Annotated in this window: 16 protein-coding genes; 1 reads left to right on the top strand and 15 read right to left on the bottom strand. The window is 66.8% G+C overall.

Annotated elements, in window-relative coordinates; all coding sequences use genetic code 11:
* Nucleotides 1-57: 57 nt before the first annotated feature.
* The 4 genes from madC to murA form a co-directional block, all read right to left on the bottom strand.
* A complete protein-coding gene (gene madC, locus H1R19_RS09340) occupies nt 58-1,614 on the bottom strand; it encodes a MadC family VWA domain-containing protein (RefSeq protein WP_219851273.1) in 1,557 nt (518 codons plus the stop codon).
* Nucleotides 1,611-2,681, bottom strand: a complete 1,071-nt coding sequence (locus H1R19_RS09335) for a MadB family AAA-type ATPase (protein WP_188331449.1) — start codon at nt 2,679-2,681, stop codon at nt 1,611-1,613. Before H1R19_RS09335 ends, madC begins: the two co-directional genes overlap by 4 nt.
* Before the next feature lie 5 nt (nt 2,682-2,686).
* A complete protein-coding gene (gene mdo, locus H1R19_RS09330) occupies nt 2,687-3,958 on the bottom strand; it encodes an NDMA-dependent methanol dehydrogenase (RefSeq protein WP_188331450.1) in 1,272 nt (423 codons plus the stop codon).
* Nucleotides 3,959-4,106: 148 nt separating this feature from the next.
* Nucleotides 4,107-5,363 carry a UDP-N-acetylglucosamine 1-carboxyvinyltransferase gene (gene murA, locus H1R19_RS09325; RefSeq protein ID WP_188331451.1) on the bottom strand — a complete coding sequence of 419 codons (1,257 nt, stop codon included), beginning with the start codon at nt 5,361-5,363 and terminating at the stop codon, nt 4,107-4,109.
* 56 nt (nt 5,364-5,419) lie between these two features.
* Between murA and H1R19_RS09320 the strand changes: the two genes are divergently transcribed.
* Entirely contained in the window at nt 5,420-6,025 is a 606-nt protein-coding gene (locus H1R19_RS09320) for a cob(I)yrinic acid a,c-diamide adenosyltransferase (protein WP_219851272.1), read from the top strand.
* 18 nt (nt 6,026-6,043) lie between these two features.
* Here the strand turns inward: H1R19_RS09320 and H1R19_RS09315 are convergent, their stop codons facing one another.
* From H1R19_RS09315 to H1R19_RS09265, 11 genes are all read right to left on the bottom strand, one after another.
* Entirely contained in the window at nt 6,044-6,484 is a 441-nt protein-coding gene (locus H1R19_RS09315; protein WP_188331453.1) for a DUF2550 domain-containing protein, read from the bottom strand.
* 210 nt (nt 6,485-6,694) lie between these two features.
* On the bottom strand, nt 6,695-7,075 hold the full coding sequence (locus tag H1R19_RS09310) for a F0F1 ATP synthase subunit epsilon (RefSeq protein WP_188331454.1): 381 nt from the start codon (nt 7,073-7,075) through the stop codon (nt 6,695-6,697).
* A 9-nt stretch (nt 7,076-7,084) separates the two neighbouring features.
* A complete protein-coding gene (atpD, locus tag H1R19_RS09305; protein ID WP_188331455.1) occupies nt 7,085-8,533 on the bottom strand; it encodes a F0F1 ATP synthase subunit beta in 1,449 nt (482 codons plus the stop codon).
* A gap of 67 nt (nt 8,534-8,600) precedes the next feature.
* The gene (locus tag H1R19_RS09300; RefSeq protein WP_188331456.1) at nt 8,601-9,521 is read right to left on the bottom strand and encodes a F0F1 ATP synthase subunit gamma; all 921 of its coding nucleotides are present in this window, start codon (nt 9,519-9,521) and stop codon (nt 8,601-8,603) included.
* A 45-nt stretch (nt 9,522-9,566) separates the two neighbouring features.
* Complete coding sequence (atpA, locus tag H1R19_RS09295; protein ID WP_188331457.1) at nt 9,567-11,195, bottom strand: F0F1 ATP synthase subunit alpha; 1,629 nt, start codon at nt 11,193-11,195, stop codon at nt 9,567-9,569.
* 105 nt (nt 11,196-11,300) lie between these two features.
* The gene (locus tag H1R19_RS09290) at nt 11,301-12,725 is read right to left on the bottom strand and encodes a F0F1 ATP synthase subunit B/delta (RefSeq protein ID WP_219851271.1); all 1,425 of its coding nucleotides are present in this window, start codon (nt 12,723-12,725) and stop codon (nt 11,301-11,303) included.
* 1 nt (nt 12,726) lies between these two features.
* Entirely contained in the window at nt 12,727-13,215 is a 489-nt protein-coding gene (locus tag H1R19_RS09285) for a F0F1 ATP synthase subunit B (RefSeq protein WP_188331459.1), read from the bottom strand.
* Between the two features lie 46 nt (nt 13,216-13,261).
* Entirely contained in the window at nt 13,262-13,513 is a 252-nt protein-coding gene (locus H1R19_RS09280) for a F0F1 ATP synthase subunit C (RefSeq protein ID WP_006360523.1), read from the bottom strand.
* A gap of 141 nt (nt 13,514-13,654) precedes the next feature.
* Entirely contained in the window at nt 13,655-14,404 is a 750-nt protein-coding gene (gene atpB / locus H1R19_RS09275; RefSeq protein WP_219851270.1) for a F0F1 ATP synthase subunit A, read from the bottom strand.
* On the bottom strand, nt 14,401-14,814 hold the full coding sequence (locus H1R19_RS09270) for a hypothetical protein (RefSeq protein ID WP_188331461.1): 414 nt from the start codon (nt 14,812-14,814) through the stop codon (nt 14,401-14,403). Before H1R19_RS09270 ends, atpB begins: the two co-directional genes overlap by 4 nt.
* A gap of 245 nt (nt 14,815-15,059) precedes the next feature.
* A complete protein-coding gene (locus H1R19_RS09265) occupies nt 15,060-16,259 on the bottom strand; it encodes a glycosyltransferase family 4 protein (RefSeq protein ID WP_188331462.1) in 1,200 nt (399 codons plus the stop codon).
* Nucleotides 16,260-16,302 lie beyond the last annotated feature (43 nt).

Raw genomic sequence — 16,302 nt, 5'->3', positions numbered from 1 at the left:
GCCTCTCATCCACCCACCCGATCCACCTGCCGTACCGGAACTTCGACGCTACTCATCTCACCTCAGCGCCGCACCCAACTCGTCGCAGCGCGCCACCAACTCGTCACCGTCCCGGACACTGACGACGCCCGCACAGTGCTCGGCGTAGTCGGCCATCGCGCATCCGCTCTGCGGCCAGTAGCGGGCCGGTTCGGGCGTGACCCACGCGACCCGATGCGCGCGGCGCGCCACCTCGGCGAACAGATCGACCCGGGGGTCGAAACCGTTGCTGCGCGCGTCGCCGACAACGAGCACCGAGGTGCGCGAGGTGATGAGGTCCCCGAACTCGCCGAGAAGCTCGGCGAGCATGCGCCCGTAGTCACTGGTGCCGGCCAGGTCGAGGCCATCGGCGGCGAGCACCGAGGTCAGCGCCGCATCGGGAGAGCCCGCCCGCAGCGCGGGAGTGACCCGCACCGGCCGATCGACGAACGCGATGACCTCGCAGCGGTTGCCGAACCGGTGCAGCGTCTGCGCGAGCCGCAGGATGAAACCGGCCACCGGGCGCACCGACAGCGAGACGTCGATGAGCACCAGCATCCGCACCGGGCCGGGCCGGTGGCGCCGCCGCCAGAGCTCGGCCGGCACCCCGTCGGTCGCGACCGCGGCCCGCATCGTCGCCCGGATGTCGAGGGTGCCGCGGTCGACCGGACGCACCACCCGGCGGGGCGCACCGCGAATCCGCTGGATCAATCGGTGACAAGCACGGTCGATCTCGGGCTGGTCGGGGTGAGCCGATGCGGGGTGTGTCGGCGCCGTGGCGGACGGATCGGCGACGACCGAAGCCGCCTCGAGCCGGTTCGCGAGTGCGTCGACGAAGGCCGCGAGCGCCCGTTCGAGTTCGCCCCGGCGGGTGTCGTCGAGATCGGCGAGGCCGTCGGATCCGTAGGCCTTGCGCGGGTCGTAGGCGTCGAGCGCCGCGAGGATCGATGCCGCCCCGGCCAGACCGAGCGGCCTGCCGGCGACTCGCGCCGCCGCGCCGGTCAGTTCGCCGACGGTCGACGAATCGGCGGCGTCGACCTCGACGGTGTAGGTAACCCCGCCGCCTGCCGAACCACTATCCGGGTCGACGCCGAGATGTTCGGCACCGGCCGACACGCTGAAGTCGTTCTCCTCCCGATGGGCGCTCTCCGCGCGAGGCTCGGCATCTGGGTCGGCGGCCTCTGGATCGGGGGCCATCAGGTGGCCGATCTCGTCGGTGTGTTCGTCGGCACCGATCCGGCGGGCGGCACCCTCGAACTCCTCGTCCCACTCCACGTCCTGGGGCAGGTCGGCCGCGACGCCGCGGGGCACCGGCAGCTCCTCGGCGTGTCGACCCCGATCGGCCCCGAGGAAGAAGAGGTCAAACGCCTGCTCGAAACCTGCTGTCTCGTAACAGTATTTGACACAGACACTGCGCAATGCGGCCCGCAGCACCGACAGTTCGCCTGCACCGACGATCGACAGTGTCCGGCGGATCTCGATCACCTCCGCGGGCGAGGCCGCCACCCCGACCAGACGGAGCACCCGCCCGAAGGAGACGGCGAGGAGATCGAGGATCTCCGCGCGCGGGGATGTTCCGGCGGAGGTGACCGTCATCGCGTTGCGCGCACACCGGCGCTGCGGGCCCGTCCGGCCCCGAACGCCCGTGCCGTGACCGATCCCGCGGGTGTCGTACCGTCGGCGCCGACCTCGGCGACCGGGGCGACGTGACCACCCGGCCCGTCCGATACCAGTGCCCGCCTGGCGATCTCGCCGTCGGAACCGAACTTGACCAACAACGCCAGCAGTGCGCCGTGGTGTGCCGTCCCGATCGGGGTCCCGAGGTACGACGCGGCGCGAGCCGCATCGATGACCTCCGCGATGGACGGGCTCTTGCGCAGTGGCAGGTCCCGGAGTCGCCGGGCGAGTTCGACGACCTCGCCGATGACCGATTCCTCGACGTCGGGGGCACGGACGGCGACGATCGCGCGCTCGGTGGCGGGATCGGGATACTCGACCTGGAAATGCAGGCATCGCCGCTTGAGCGCGGGCGACAGCTCGCGGGTGTCGTTGGAGGTCAGGATGACCCACGGTGACGACCGCGCGACGATGGTACCCAGTTCGGGCACCGTCACCTGCCGCTCGGCCAGCACCTCGAGCATGACCGCCTCCATCGCCTCGTCGGTGCGGTCGATCTCGTCGACGAGCAGGACCGTCGGCTGCGGCGAGGTGATCGCCGCCATCAGCGGCCGGGCCACCAGGAAGTCCTCGGTGTAGACCCCGACCTCGGCACGCCTCAGCGCCGAACCCGCCGCCGAAAGCGTTGTCTCGGCGGCGAGTTCGGAACTGATCCGATCCCGCAACATCTGCACGTGGAGAAGCTGACGCGCGTAGTCCCATTCGTAGAGGGCGCGTGATTCGTCGAGCCCCTCGTAGCACTGCAACCGGATGAGCTCACGCCCCGACGCCGCGGCGAGCGCCTTGGCCAGCTCGGTCTTGCCGACACCGGCCGGGCCCTCGAGGAGCAACGGCCGGTCGAGGAGCGTCGCGAGATGGACGACCACCGCCAGTTCCGGGCCGATCAGATAACCCTGACCGCTCAGGGCCTCGGTCAGGTCCTCGACCGAACCGAAACCGGTTGTGGTCTCCTCGACGGTCGCCTGCGGGACGGAGATGTGCGTCATCGGATTCAGTAGCTACCCGTGAAGGCGTGGGTGACCATCGGGATCAGCGATTCGACGGTGCTCTCGCGGGGATTGCCCGGCGTGCACCAGTCGTCCATCATGTGCTCCGCGATGGCGCGAATCTGCTTGTCGGAGGTGTCCATCGTCTCGCCGCGACCCTCGTACTTGCCGGTGTTCATCCGGTTCTTGTCATAGCTGGTCGTCGACAACTGCCCGAAGTTGTCCGGGATTCCGAGGTCCTTGGACAACCGGATGGCCTCCTCGACCGCGGCGTCGGCGGCCTGGACCGTGGTCATCTTCGAGGTGTCCACGCCGAGCAACGCGGCGATCTCGGCGTACCGCTCGAACCGTGCCGGCAGGTTGTACTCCCACACCCGGGGCAGGGCGATCGCGTTGTTGAGGCCGTGGTGGCTGTCGTAGAACGCACTCACCGCATGCGAGAGCGAGTGCACCAGCCCCAGACCACCGGAGTTGAACGCCTGCGCGGCGATGTACTGCGCATGCATCATGCCTGCGCGGGCCTCGAGGTTGCGCGGGTCGTACACGGCGGTACGCAGGTGGTCACGGATCAGCTCGATCGAGTACTTCGCGTTGCCCAGGGACGGTGCGAAATCCAGCCGCGAGACATAGGGCTCGCTGGCATGGGCCAGCACGTCGAAGCCGCAGAAGGCGGTGAAGTGCTCCGGGCACGTGTAGTAGAGCAGCGGGTCGTCCATCGCGAGATCGACCAGACAGGTGTCATCGAAGGCGACCCACTTGTGCGGCTTGTTCATGTCCGAGGTGTCGGTGATGACATACGCCCAGGAGGTCTCCGAACCGGTGCCTGCGGTGGTCGAGACGGCGATGTGCTTGGGGTTCTCCTTGTTCGTCGCCTTGGAGAAGCCCTCGAACTCGTTGATGTTGCGGCCGTCGTGCGCGATGACCATGCGGGCGCCCTTGGCGGCGTCGTGGCTCGAGCCGCCACCCACCGAGATGATGCCGTCGCACTTCTCCGACTGATAGAGCGCCGCGGCGTCCATGCAGTTGTAGTCCTTGGGGTTGGACTCCACCTTGTCGTAGAGCACGACGTCGACGCCCTGGTACTCGATCTTGCCGATCAGTTCCTCGATGATCCCCGAACCTCGCAGGCCGGTGGTCATCAGCAGTGCGCGGGTCATGCCGAGATCCTTGGCCTCCACGCCGAGCATGTCGTGTGCGCCGACGCCCAGCTTCGCCTTCGGGAAGGGATGGAACTCCTTGATCGGGAAATCCCAGATCTGGTTCAGCTCAATGGCCATGGCGACTACTCCTTGTGACGGTTTGGTCTGTCACAACGAGCATGTCGCTCAGATCACAACCGCCACAAGGGGTCCTGGCCGTCGGCGGGCAAGTCCGACCAGGCGGCCGGGGTGGGCGCCTGTCCGATCGGACAGGTGCCGGCGCACATCAGTCGCTCACGCGCTCGATCTCGCCGCCGAGGCTGCGGAGGATCTCCACGAAATGTGGGTATCCGCGGTCGATGTGTTCGACGTCGTGGACCTCGGTGACGCCGTCGGCGACGAGCCCGGCGAGAACCAGTCCGGCACCCGCGCGGATGTCCGAACACCAGACCGGCGCACTGGACAGTTGCTCGACCCCGCGGATCACTGCGTGATGGCCGTCGGTGCGCGCATCGGCACCCAGCCGGATCATCTCCTCCACGAAGCGGAACCGGGCCTCGAAGACGTTCTCGGTGATGACCGACATGCCGTCGGAGATCGCCGCGAGCCCGATCGCCATCGGCTGCAGGTCGGTGGGGAAACCGGGGAACGGCAGCGTCGAGACGTTCACGGCCACGGGCCGCGAGTCATGGGTGACCCGGAAACCGTCGTCGTAGGTCTCGACCTTTGCCCCGGTGTCGCCGAGTTTGTTCAGCACCAACTGCAGGTGTTCGGGCCGGACGCCGCGCACCGTGACGTCGCCGCGCGTCATCGCCGCGGCGATGCCCCAGGTGGCCCCGACGATCCGGTCGCCGACGACGCGGTGGGTCGTCGGATGTAGGCGGTCGACGCCGTCGACGGTCAGGGTCGCGGTTCCCGCGCCCTCGATCCGCGCACCCATCTGCACCAGCATCTCGCAGAGGTCGACGATCTCCGGCTCCCGCGCGGCGTTGTCGATGGTGGTCTGCCCCTCGGCGAGGACCGCGGCCATCAGGATGTTCTCGGTGGCCCCCACCGACGGGAATTCCAGGGCAATCGGAGCACCGACGAGCGCGTCCGCCTCGGCGACCACGCACCCGTGTTCGATCGTGCTGGTGGCGCCGAGGGCGCGAAGTCCTGCCTGGTGCATGTCCAGCGGCCGCGATCCGATCGCGTCGCCACCGGGCAGTGCCACCACCGCGCGGCGGCAGCGTGCCATCAGCGGTCCCAGCACGCACACCGACGCCCGGAACTGGCGCACGGCGGCGAAGTCGGCGTGGAACTTGGGCTCGGCCGGCGCGGTGATCGTGACCGTCTCGCCCTGCTGCTCGACGACGGCCCCGAGCCCTCGCAGCACCTCGGCCATCAACGGGACGTCGGCGATCTCCGGCGCATTGGTCAGAGTTGTCGTGCCCTCGGCGAGCAGCGCGGCCGCCATCAGCTTCAGCACACTGTTCTTGGCACCGCCCACCGCCACCTCGCCGGACAGACGCGCACCTCCGGACACCAGAAACCGATCGCTCACGCATGCCACCATAACCGGCACCCTCCGGCCGACATCCGACGCAGTACATTCAACGCATGGCAGTGCATCTGACGAGCATCTACACACGAACCGGCGACGACGGTTCCACCGGGCTCAGCGACTTCTCCCGCGTCCCCAAAACAGATCCCCGGGTCGTGGCCTACGCCGACTGCGACGAGGCCAACGCGACCATCGGCCTGGCACTGGCACTCGGCGGCGACGTCCCCGACGACCTCCGCACGGTGCTCGAAACGATCCAGAACGACCTGTTCGACGCCGGCGCCGACCTCTCGACACCGGTCGTCGAGAACCCGAAGTATCCCCCGCTGCGCATCGCACAGGACTACATCGACGCCCTCGAGGGCTGGTGCGACAGCTACGGCGCCCAACTGCCGCCGTTGGATTCCTTCATCCTGCCCGGCGGGACCCCGCTGGCAGCGTTTCTCCACCAGGCCCGCACCGTGACGCGACGTGCCGAACGATCCGCCTGGGCAGCCGTTCATGCCTTCCCCGACGACACCAGCGTGCTGCCGGCGAAGTACCTCAACCGGCTCTCGGATCTGCTGTTCATCCTGTCCCGCATCGCCAATCGGACGCCGGAGGGCACCCCCGGCGACGTGAAATGGGTTCCCGGCGGAAACCGCGAACGTCCGGCACGCTGAGGCGCGGACGGGAATCGCCTACGCGCTCCGACGGCGCTGCGAGCGGTCGGACTGGCGCGACTCGACCCACGACTGGAAGGCCGTGACCGCCCCCGGGCCCATGGCCAGTTCGTACTCGTCGCCGCCGCGCCCCGCGGTCCGCACCTGAAGAATCTCCAGGCCGTCGAGAATCTCGGTCTCGGTCCCCTCCGGGCGACGACGACCCGAGATCTCCACACCCTGCCGCTCCAAGGTGACGGTCGGACCGGGCCGAAGTGACGCGAGCCGGTAATAACGGAGTGAATTGTCGCTGTAGTGCACGGTCCCGTGGCGCCAGCCCTCGTCGACGGCGGCCGGGATCGGCCGCAGCAGCACCGGAGTGCCCGCCTTGCGCAGTTGGGACACACGAATCGCAAGCAGAACGCACACCACGATGGCGATCGCCAGCAGCACACTGAGTAACACGACCGGCAGCGACATCACCTACTCCTTTGCGCTGTCGCCGCGGTACGCGGGAGACGTCGGCCGGAAGGGCCCGACACGGGGCTGCGTACACGCGAGACTGGGGCTGTAGACAACAGCATGCCAGACCGTGCATACGCAACGCGAAAGACCTCGGCCGGCCATCGGGGACAATCCCGATGGCCGGCCGAGGCCCACCCGCTGGAAGCGGACCGCTCGCGCGGTGTACTACTTCGAAAGGTGTTGTGCCGCAGTCAGACGCGCGTGAGCACGGTGGTACTCGGGCGAATCCGGCTCGGCCTCGTCGAGTGCGGTCTTCTCCGCGTTGACGTCGACATCGTCAGCCCACTCGGCCGACTCCGCCAGCACCGTGACGGCCTCGCCGGTGACGGACAGGAACCCGCCCTCGACTGCTGCGGCACGCCGGTTGCCGTTCTCCTCGACGATGACCACGAAGCCACCCGGGACCAGCTGGCCCAGGAGCGGCTCGTGGTTGGCCAGGACACCCAGCTCGCCGACGGTGGTCTGCGCGATCAGGAACGTTGCCTCTCCCGAGTACAGGTTCCGATCCGCGGAGACAACCTCCACGTGGAAGGACTTCTCAGCCATGGCGAACCGCTACTTTCCGCTGATCTTGGCGGCGGCGGCCTCCACGTCGTCGAGTCCACCGCAGCTGTTGAACGCCTGCTCGGGCAGGTGGTCGAACTCACCCTTGGCGACACGGTCGAATGCCTCGATGGTGTCGGCGAGCGAGACGACCGAGCCCTTCTGACCGGTGAACTTCTCGGCGACGAGGAAGTTCTGGCCGAGGAACTTCTGGATACGGCGAGCACGCTGCACCGTGACCTTGTCCTCTTCGGAGAGCTCGTCCATACCGAGGATGGCGATGATGTCCTGCAGCTCCTTGTACTTCTGCAGGATTCGCTTCACCTCGTTGGCGACGCGGAAGTGCTCGTCGCCCACGATCGAGGCCTCGAGGATGCGCGAGGTCGACGTCAGCGGGTCCACGGCCGGGTAGATACCCAGCTGCGAGATCGGACGCGAGAGCTCGGTGGTCGCATCGAGGTGCGCGAAGGTGGTGGCCGGCGCCGGGTCGGTGTAGTCGTCGGCGGGGACGTAGATCGCCTGCAGCGAGGTGATCGAACGGCCCTTCGTCGAGGTGATGCGCTCCTGGAGCTCACCCATCTCGTCGGCCAGGGTCGGCTGGTAACCGACCGCGGACGGCATACGGCCGAGGAGGGTCGAGACCTCCGAGCCGGCCTGCGTGAAGCGGAAGATGTTGTCGATGAACAGCAGCACGTCCTGGTGCTTCACATCGCGGAAGTACTCCGCCATGGTCAGCGCCGACAGGGCCACGCGCATACGCGTGCCCGGCGGCTCGTCCATCTGACCGAACACCAAGGCGGTGTCCTGGAGAACGCCCATCTCCTCCATCTCGAGGTGGAGGTCGGTGCCCTCACGGGTGCGCTCGCCGACGCCGGCGAACACCGAGGTGCCGGAGAACTCGCGCGCGATACGCGTGATCATCTCCTGGATGAGGACGGTCTTACCGACGCCCGCACCACCGAACAGACCGATCTTGCCACCCTTGACGTACGGGGTGAGCAGGTCGATGACCTTGATGCCGGTCTCGAGGATCTCGGTCTTGCCCTCGAGTTCGTCGAAGGGCGGCGGCTTGCGGTGGATGCTCCACTGCTCCCCGTCGCGGCCGAGGCCGGGGGTGTCGAGGCAGTCGCCGAGGGCGTTGAACACGTGCCCCTTCACGACGTCGCCGACGGGCACGATGATCGACTTGCCGGTGTCGGACACCGGCGCGCCGCGAACCAGACCGTCGGTCGGCTGCATCGAGATGGTGCGCACCAGGTTGTCGCCGAGGTGCTGCGCGACCTCGAGGGTCAGGGTCTTGGCCACCGAGGCGAGCTTGATCTCGGCGTGCAGGGCGTTGAACAGTTCTGGGATCGAGCCACGGGGGAACTCGACGTCGACCACGGGGCCGATGATGCGGACGACCCGCCCGTCGGCGGAACCCGCCGACTGCGCGGAGGGGGTTTCTACTGCTGCGGTCATGGTGCTTGGGTCACTTCCTCTTATCGAAGTATGGGGTCTCGTCGGTCAGGAATCATGCGCGAGCTGGCTACTTGGCCAGCGCGCTCGAACCGCCGACGATCTCGCTGATTTCCTGGGTGATCTGGGCCTGGCGGAGCTGGTTGGCCTCGCGCGACAACGACTTGGACAGATCCTCGGCGTTGTCGGTGGCCGCCTTCATGGCGGTACGCCGAGCCGCCGACTCCGAGGCCGACGAATCAAGCAGTGCCGCATACACCCGCGTTGCCACGTACTTGGGCAGCAGCGCGTCGAGCAGGGTGTCCGCACCCGGCTCGAAGGTGTAGTTGCGCGACGGGGTGTCGTCGGACGAGTCGTCCTCCGACACCACCAGCGGCGCCACCCGGCGGACCTCGGGAACCTGCGCGAGCATCGACTGGAACCTGGTGTAGACCAGGTGCAGCTCGTCGACGCCCTCGAGGGTTCCGTCGCCATCGGGCCGATCGACCTCTTCGCCCGAACCGGCCACGAACAGGTTCACCAGGAACTCGGTGGCGGTCGCGGCGTCGGAGTACTGCGGTGATTCCGAGAAGCCGGTCCACGAGTCCTCGACGGTGAGACCGCGGAAGTTGAAGAAGCCCACGCCCTTCCGACCCATGACGAACAGCACGGCTTCCTTGCCCTCTTCGCGCAGCAGCGCGATGAGTTCACGGGACGCCTTGAGCACGTTGGCGTTGTAACCGCCGCACATGCCGCGATCGCTGGTGACCACCAGGATCGCTGCACGCTTGGGGTTCTCACGCTCGGTCAGCAGCGGGTTGTCCAGTGACCCCGCGTTGCTGGCGAGCTCGGAGAGCACAGCCGTCATCTCTTCCGAGTACGGCTTGGCCGCGGCGACACGGCCCTGGGCCTTGGTGATCCGCGAAGTCGCGATCAGTTCCTGAGCCTTGGTGATCTTCTTGGTCGACTGGACCGACCGGATGCGTGAGCGCAGCTCACGAATGCTGGCCATGAGCCCTCACCCCTTCCTTATCGCAATGTCCGTTGACGTCTGAGATCACTTGCGGATCTTGATCTCTTCGTTCGCGACGTCGTCGGCATCCATCGCCTCGGCCTCGGCCTCGTTGACGACACGACGTCCGTCGTGGGTGAGGTAACCGTTCTTGAACTTGTTGGTCTCGGCGACGAGAGCCTCGGCCTGGTCACCGGAGAGCACCTGGCCGCCGGCGATCGAGTCGTAGACACCCTTGGCGTTGTGATGCAGGTGGCTGAGCAGCTGCGTCTCGAAGTTGCGCACGTCGTCGACCGGGACCGAGTCGTAGTGACCCTCACCGCAGAGGTAGATCGAGACGATCTGGTCCTCGACCGAGAAGGGGGTGTACTGGTCCTGCTTCAGCATCTCCACCCAGCGCGCGCCGCGCTCGAGCTGCGCCTTCGACGCATCGTCGAGGTCGGAGGCGAAGGCCGAGAAGGCTTCCAGCTCACGGAACTGGGCGAGCTCCAGACGCAGCGAACCCGAGACCTTCTTGAGGCCCTTGGTCTGCGCTGCACCGCCGACGCGCGACACCGAGGTGCCGACGTTGATGGCCGGACGGACGCCCTTGTTGAAGAGGTCCGACTCCAGGAAGACCTGGCCGTCGGTGATCGAGATGACGTTGGTCGGGATGAACGCCGAGACGTCGTTGGCCTTGGTCTCGATGATCGGCAGACCGGTCATCGAACCGCCGCCGAGCTCGTCGGAGAGCTTCGCACAACGCTCCAGCAGACGCGAGTGCAAGTAGAAGACGTCACCCGGGTAGGCCTCGCGGCCCGGCGGGCGGCGCAGCAGCAGCGAGATCGCGCGGTAGGCCTCGGCCTGCTTGGTCAGGTCGTCGAACACGATGAGGACGTGCTTGCCCTGGTACATCCAGTGCTGGCCGATGGCCGAACCGGTGTAGGGGGCGAGCCACTTGAAGCCGGCCGAGTCCGACGCGGGTGCCGCGACGATGGTGGTGTAGTCCATCGCGCCGGCCTCTTCGAGCGCCGACTTCACGCCTGCGATCGTCGAGCCCTTCTGGCCGATCGCTACGTAGATGCAGCGGACCTGCTTGGCGGGGTCACCCGACTCCCAGTTGGCCTTCTGGTTCAGGATCGCGTCGATGCAGACCGCGGTCTTGCCGGTCTTGCGGTCGCCGATGATGAGCTGACGCTGTCCGCGGCCGATGGCGGTCATGGCGTCGATGGCCTTGATGCCGGTGGCGAGGGACTCCTCGACGGGCTGACGCTCGAGCACCGAGGCGGCCTGGAGTTCGAGGACGCGCTGCTCGTCGGCCTCGATGTCACCCTGGCCGTCGATCGGAGCACCGAGGGGGTTGACGACGCGTCCGAGGAACGCATCGCCGACGGGCACGGAGAGGACGCCACCGGTGCGGCTGACCGGCTGGCCTTCTTCGAGGGATTCGTAGTCACCCAGGATGACGGCGCCGATCTCGTCCTCGTCGAGGTTCAGCGCAACGCCCAGCACTCCGCCGGGGAACTCGAGGAGCTCGTTGGCCATCGCGCTGGGCAGACCGCTGACGTGCGCGATTCCGTCGGCCGTATCGGTGACCGTGCCGACCTCGTCGCGCGATGCTTCGGCTTCGAACGACGAGACGTACTGCTCGATCGCTCCCTTAATCTCGTCTGGTGAGATCGTCAACTCCGCCATGGGTTCTCGTCTTTCCTTGATTCGGCTCTGAGGCTCTGTGGCTTCGGGCTCTGGGTCTGGGGCCTCAAGGCCCCGGGGTGTTCGGGTGGTCGGTGGTGCTGGTCGTCAGCGCGGCAGCGTCTCCGCGGCCTTCGCCAGTCGCGTGGCGACGTCGGCGTCGATGACCTCTTCGCCGACACTGATCCGGAGTCCGCCGAGCAGTTCCGGAGCGATCTCGGTCTGCACCGAGATGGTGCGGCCGTAGATGCCGCCGAGGACGGTCGAGAGGCGATCGATCTGGGCGTCGCTCAGTTCAGCGGCCGACACCACGTGGGCGACCGACTCTCCGCGGCGTGCGGCGGCCAGCTCGGCGAGCTGATCGACGGCGACGTCGGCTGCCTGCCCGCTCAGCAGACGCACCGTCGAGGACAGCAGCGACCACGTGTGGGCGTTGACCTTGTCCCCGACCAGCTTCTGCAGGAGTTCGACCCGCTTGTCGGCGTCCTTGCTGTGATCGGAGAGCAGTGAAGCGAGCCCGGGGTTGGCCTCGAGAATGCGGCTGACCCGGAACAGTTCGTCCTCGACCTGCTCGATGACCCCGTCGCGCTCGGCGGCGGTCAGCTCGATCAGCGAGTTCTGACGCCGGAGACCGACGACGAAGTCGCTCGACGACGACCAGCGCTGTGTGCTCGCGGTGGCGAGAACCTCGACCACGACCGGTGCGACCTTACCGTCGAAGAGGGTGTGCACCAGAGCGTTCTTGCCTGCGGTGTTCTCCTCGTCCTCGGTGAGCCGCTTACGCAGTACCGGGTTCTCGTTGAGGAAGTTGATGGCCGAAGTCAGGTCACCCGAGGCGGCGGACAGTGCCGACCCGTCGAGATCTGCTGCGGCCGAATCGAATCGATCGGACACGGCCAGTGCCGCATCACGACTGGCCGCACGCATCGCGTGCAGACCGACGAGCGAGGCGCTCGACGCGACGGAGCTCGACGACCCGGAGGACATCTGCTCGAGCTCGTCGATCACCCGGTCGATGCTGGCGGCCTGGGCCGACCCATCGGACAGGTGACTGCGAACCAGCCCGCCGGCCTTGTCGACCGCGGTCAGACCGAGATCGGTACGCAGCTGACGGACCAGGTTCGACCGGACCAGTGCGACCTGGTTGCGGCCGTGCTCGGAGATCCGCTTCACCTCGTGGTCGGCCTGGGCCCGCATGTCGGAGGCGATCGCCGCGGCATCGGCCTCGGCGTCCTTCTTCAACTGCTCGGCCTCGGCCTTGGCCTCGGCGACGGCCTTCTCACGGGCCTTCTTGCCTTCGGCGACCCGCTTGGCGGCGCTCTCTGCCTCGGCGAGTTGCTGACGCACGGTCTCCTGACGCGCGTGCATCATCTTCTGCACGGGCGGGCGGACGTACTTCCAGAGCAGGAAGAGGATGACCGCGAAGCCGAAGAGCTGAGCGATGAAGATCGGCCAGTCCCACGCAGCACCGATGTCATGGAGCCAGGTGCCGATGGGCCCCTGGCCGGATTCGGTCTCAGTGTTGGCAGCCATGTCAGTTCACCGCTCCGCTCGTCGATCGGGTATCGGAAAGAGTGGCCGAGTCGACACCGAGCACACGCGCCGCAAGGGTCTTGGCGAGTGCGTCCACATCAGCTGCAGCCGTCGAGGCGGCCTGCTCACCCTGAGCCGCCAGCTCGGAGCTGGTCGACTGCAGGGCTGCGTCGGCCTCGGCGGTCGCTGCATGCTTCATCTCGTTCAGCTGTTCACGGCCCTGCGCGCGAGCATCGTCGCGTTTCGCGGTGGCCTCACCGCGCGCTTCCTTGAGGAGCGAACGGAACTGCACGTCCGCATCCTCGAATTCGGCGGCGGCAGTGCGATTGTCCGCCGCGGTGCGGTGGATCATCTCGTCCCGCTCCTCGAGGACCTGCTGAATAGGCGGAACCACGAACTTGCGGATGACCAGCAGCAAAATCACGAAGATGAGCAGGACAACGAAGAACGTTCCATTCGGAATCAGGAAGTTCTCTGCAGCAAGCGTCATTGTGGTGAGGTGTCGTTTCTACTCGGCGACAAAAGGGAGAGCGTGATCAGCCGGCGCTGATCGGGGTGGCGAACACGAAGAGCGCCATGAAGGCCAGGTTGATGAAGTACGCGGCTTCGACCAGACCGACGGTGATGAAGAACGGGGTGAACAGACGACCCTGCGCCTCGGGCTGGCGAGCGATGCCGGCGATCAGCTGGCTACCGGCCAGGCCGTTACCGATACCGGCACCGACTGCGCCACCGGCCATGATCAGGCCGCCACCGATGAGTGCGCCGAGGCCAATGTAAGGATCCATTGTGATATTTCCCTTTCGGTTGCTGACATCTGGTGTGTCAGGTCTGAGGTCCTGCGACGACTGGTGTCGGCGCAGATCCGCCATGTGAGGTTGTGGTCGCGGCCGGTGCTCGCACCGCGGGTGAGGCCCTGATCCAGGCGATCAGTGATCCTCGGTTTCCATCGACTGCGAGAAGTACAGGATCGTCAGCAGCGCGAAGATGAAGGCCTGGATCAGACCGACGAAGAGCTCGAAGGACTTCCAGATCGCGTTGGGTGCCCACATGATGTACGGCGGGAACAGTGCGATCAGGGCGACCATCATGCTGCCGGCGAACACGTTGCCGAAGAGTCGCAGCGAGAGCGAGATCGGCTTGGTGAATTCCTCGATCACGTTGATCGGCGCGAGGAACGTCACGTGACCCTTCAGGATTCGCTTCGGGTGGCCGATCAGTCCGCGGGCCTTGAAGCCTGCGGCCTGGTACCAGACGAAGACGAACAGCGCGAGGGCGTAAGCGAAGTTCACGTCCGCAGCCGGCGGCTTGAGGATCTCGTGATGACCCACCTGCAGCGGCAGCACCGAGAGCCAGTTGGAGATCAGGATGAAGGTGAACAGCGAGACCGCGAGAGGAAGGACGTACGGGGCGACCTTCATGCCGATGGCGCTCTCGACCTGGCTACGCATCTGGATCGTGACGGTCTCCCAGAACAGCTGCACACCCGAGGGCACACCGGTGGAGGTGACCTTCGACTTGAGGTAGAAGGCCAGCGCGAGCATGATCACCGCCGCGAGCGCCGTCGCGATGATGGTCTCCAGATTGAAGGTCAGCCCGAACAGCTCGAACTTTGTGTAATGACCCACCTGGATGGATGATTCGCCATCCTCTGCGGCAAGATTGAGGGCGGTCGTCATGGTTGGCTACGAAGTCCTTTCATCACCGGAATGACCGTGTTCAGCACCAAGACCACCTGGCCGATGGCGAGTCCGAACATCGCGCCCAACCCGTCGGGTTGGACCAGAAACGCCGCCAGCAGTGCGAGCGCCGTGATGGCGCCGAGCCGCATGGCGGAGTTGAGAGCTAGTGCGGTTTTGCGGGGGTTCAACTCGGCGGTGACAGCGTCGACCGCCTTCTTCACCAACATCGCGTTGACGAAGATCCCGGCAACACCGAGCAAGAAGAAAACAGCGAAGAGCGGGTGACCGACGGCGATCGAGACCGCCGCGACCACCAGGATGATTGCGCCCGCGATGATCGCGGGGCGACGGAGACCTGTTGGTGCTTGCGGATAGACCGAAGTCGAATCGGGGGCAGATGTAGTCATGTCCCTCTCCTCAGCTTCGAATCCATACAGACGGTACGGGGCACCCGCGTGCGTGCAGCAGCGATGGCCGCCAGCGTCAGCTCGCGTTTGTTGTGACCCTACCAACACCACCCCGACGGTCTCACCGGGGGGTATGCGTCGCAAGGGACGGAACGTGAACTCTGTGTCCGGAACCGGAACCCCCACAACTACTACGGGCGATAGTACACCAGTTTTTACACTCCCCTTACCTCACGTCACCGGGGTCAGCGGAACGCCTTGGTCGACGTACGCAGCTCGGCGAACCGGCGATGCAGGCGAGGAGCCATCGTGACCAGCATCGCGACCACCAGACCCGCACCGAAGGCCGGTGCCACCACCGACAGCGGGAACAACGTGCTCGCGGCCGCGGAAAACGCCAGCACCCCGACCCACAGGTAGATGATGAGCGCCACCCGGCGCTGCGAATGCCCGAGTTCGAGTAGTCGGTGGTGCAGGTGCATCTTGTCCGGGGTGTAGAAACCGACACCGGCACGGGTGCGCCGGATCACCGCCAGCAGCATGTCGAGCATCGGGATGAACACCACGGCTGCGACGAGGATCAACGGCGACAGCAGGGTGAAGATGTCCGCCGGGCCGTAGGCGTTGACCGCGATGCGTCCGGAGGCGCTCGTCGACGCGGCCGCCAGGAGCAGCCCGATCAGCATCGCGCCCGAGTCACCCATGAAGATGCGGGCCGGCGAGAAGTTGTGCGGAAGGAATCCAAGACACGCACCGGCGAGCGACACCGCGATGAGCGCGGGTGGGTAGTAGCTGACGTCTCCCCCCTGGTCACGCAACAGACCGAGGGAGAACATGCAGATGGCCGCCGCCGCGATCAGGCCGAGCCCTGCCGCGAGCCCGTCGAGTCCGTCGACGAAGTTGATCGCGTTGATCGTCGCCACGGTGATCGCGACGGTCAGCAGTCCGGCCTGCAGGGGGTCGAGCACGAGGGTGCCGATGTTCCCGAACGGCACGTACAGCTGCAGCCAGCTGATGCCGAGCAGCACCAGCACCCCGGCGGCGGTCAGCTGACCGACGAACTTGGTCAGCGCGTCGAGACCCCATCGGTCGTCGACGACCCCGACCAGGACGATCACCGTGCCCGCCGCGATCACCGCCGTCATATCGGTGGTGTAGGCGAATCCGCGGTTGAGGGCGGGGAGATTGGCGGCCAAGGCGATTCCGGCGACCACCCCGCCGAACATCCCCAGGCCCCCCAGCCGGGGCGTCGGGATGACGTGGACGTCGCGCACGCGGGGCACCGCGACCGCGCCCGCACGGATCGCGAAGACCCGCACCGCGGAGGTCAGCAGGTAGGTCATGGCGGCGGCGGTCAGTCCGACGAGCATCAGCTCGCGCAGCGGAACGCCGGTCCCTCCCCCGCCCGATGCCGCCGCGAGCAGCACGGGAGCTCCCCCGATCATCGGGTCACCGTCGCGGAGACGACACAGGAGAACTCGGACACCC

This window comes from Gordonia jinghuaiqii (assembly GCF_014041935.1).
Taxonomy (GTDB): domain Bacteria; phylum Actinomycetota; class Actinomycetes; order Mycobacteriales; family Mycobacteriaceae; genus Gordonia; species Gordonia jinghuaiqii.
Note: the sequence above shows the minus strand (reverse complement) of the source record. Positions and strands in the feature narration are given on the sequence as shown.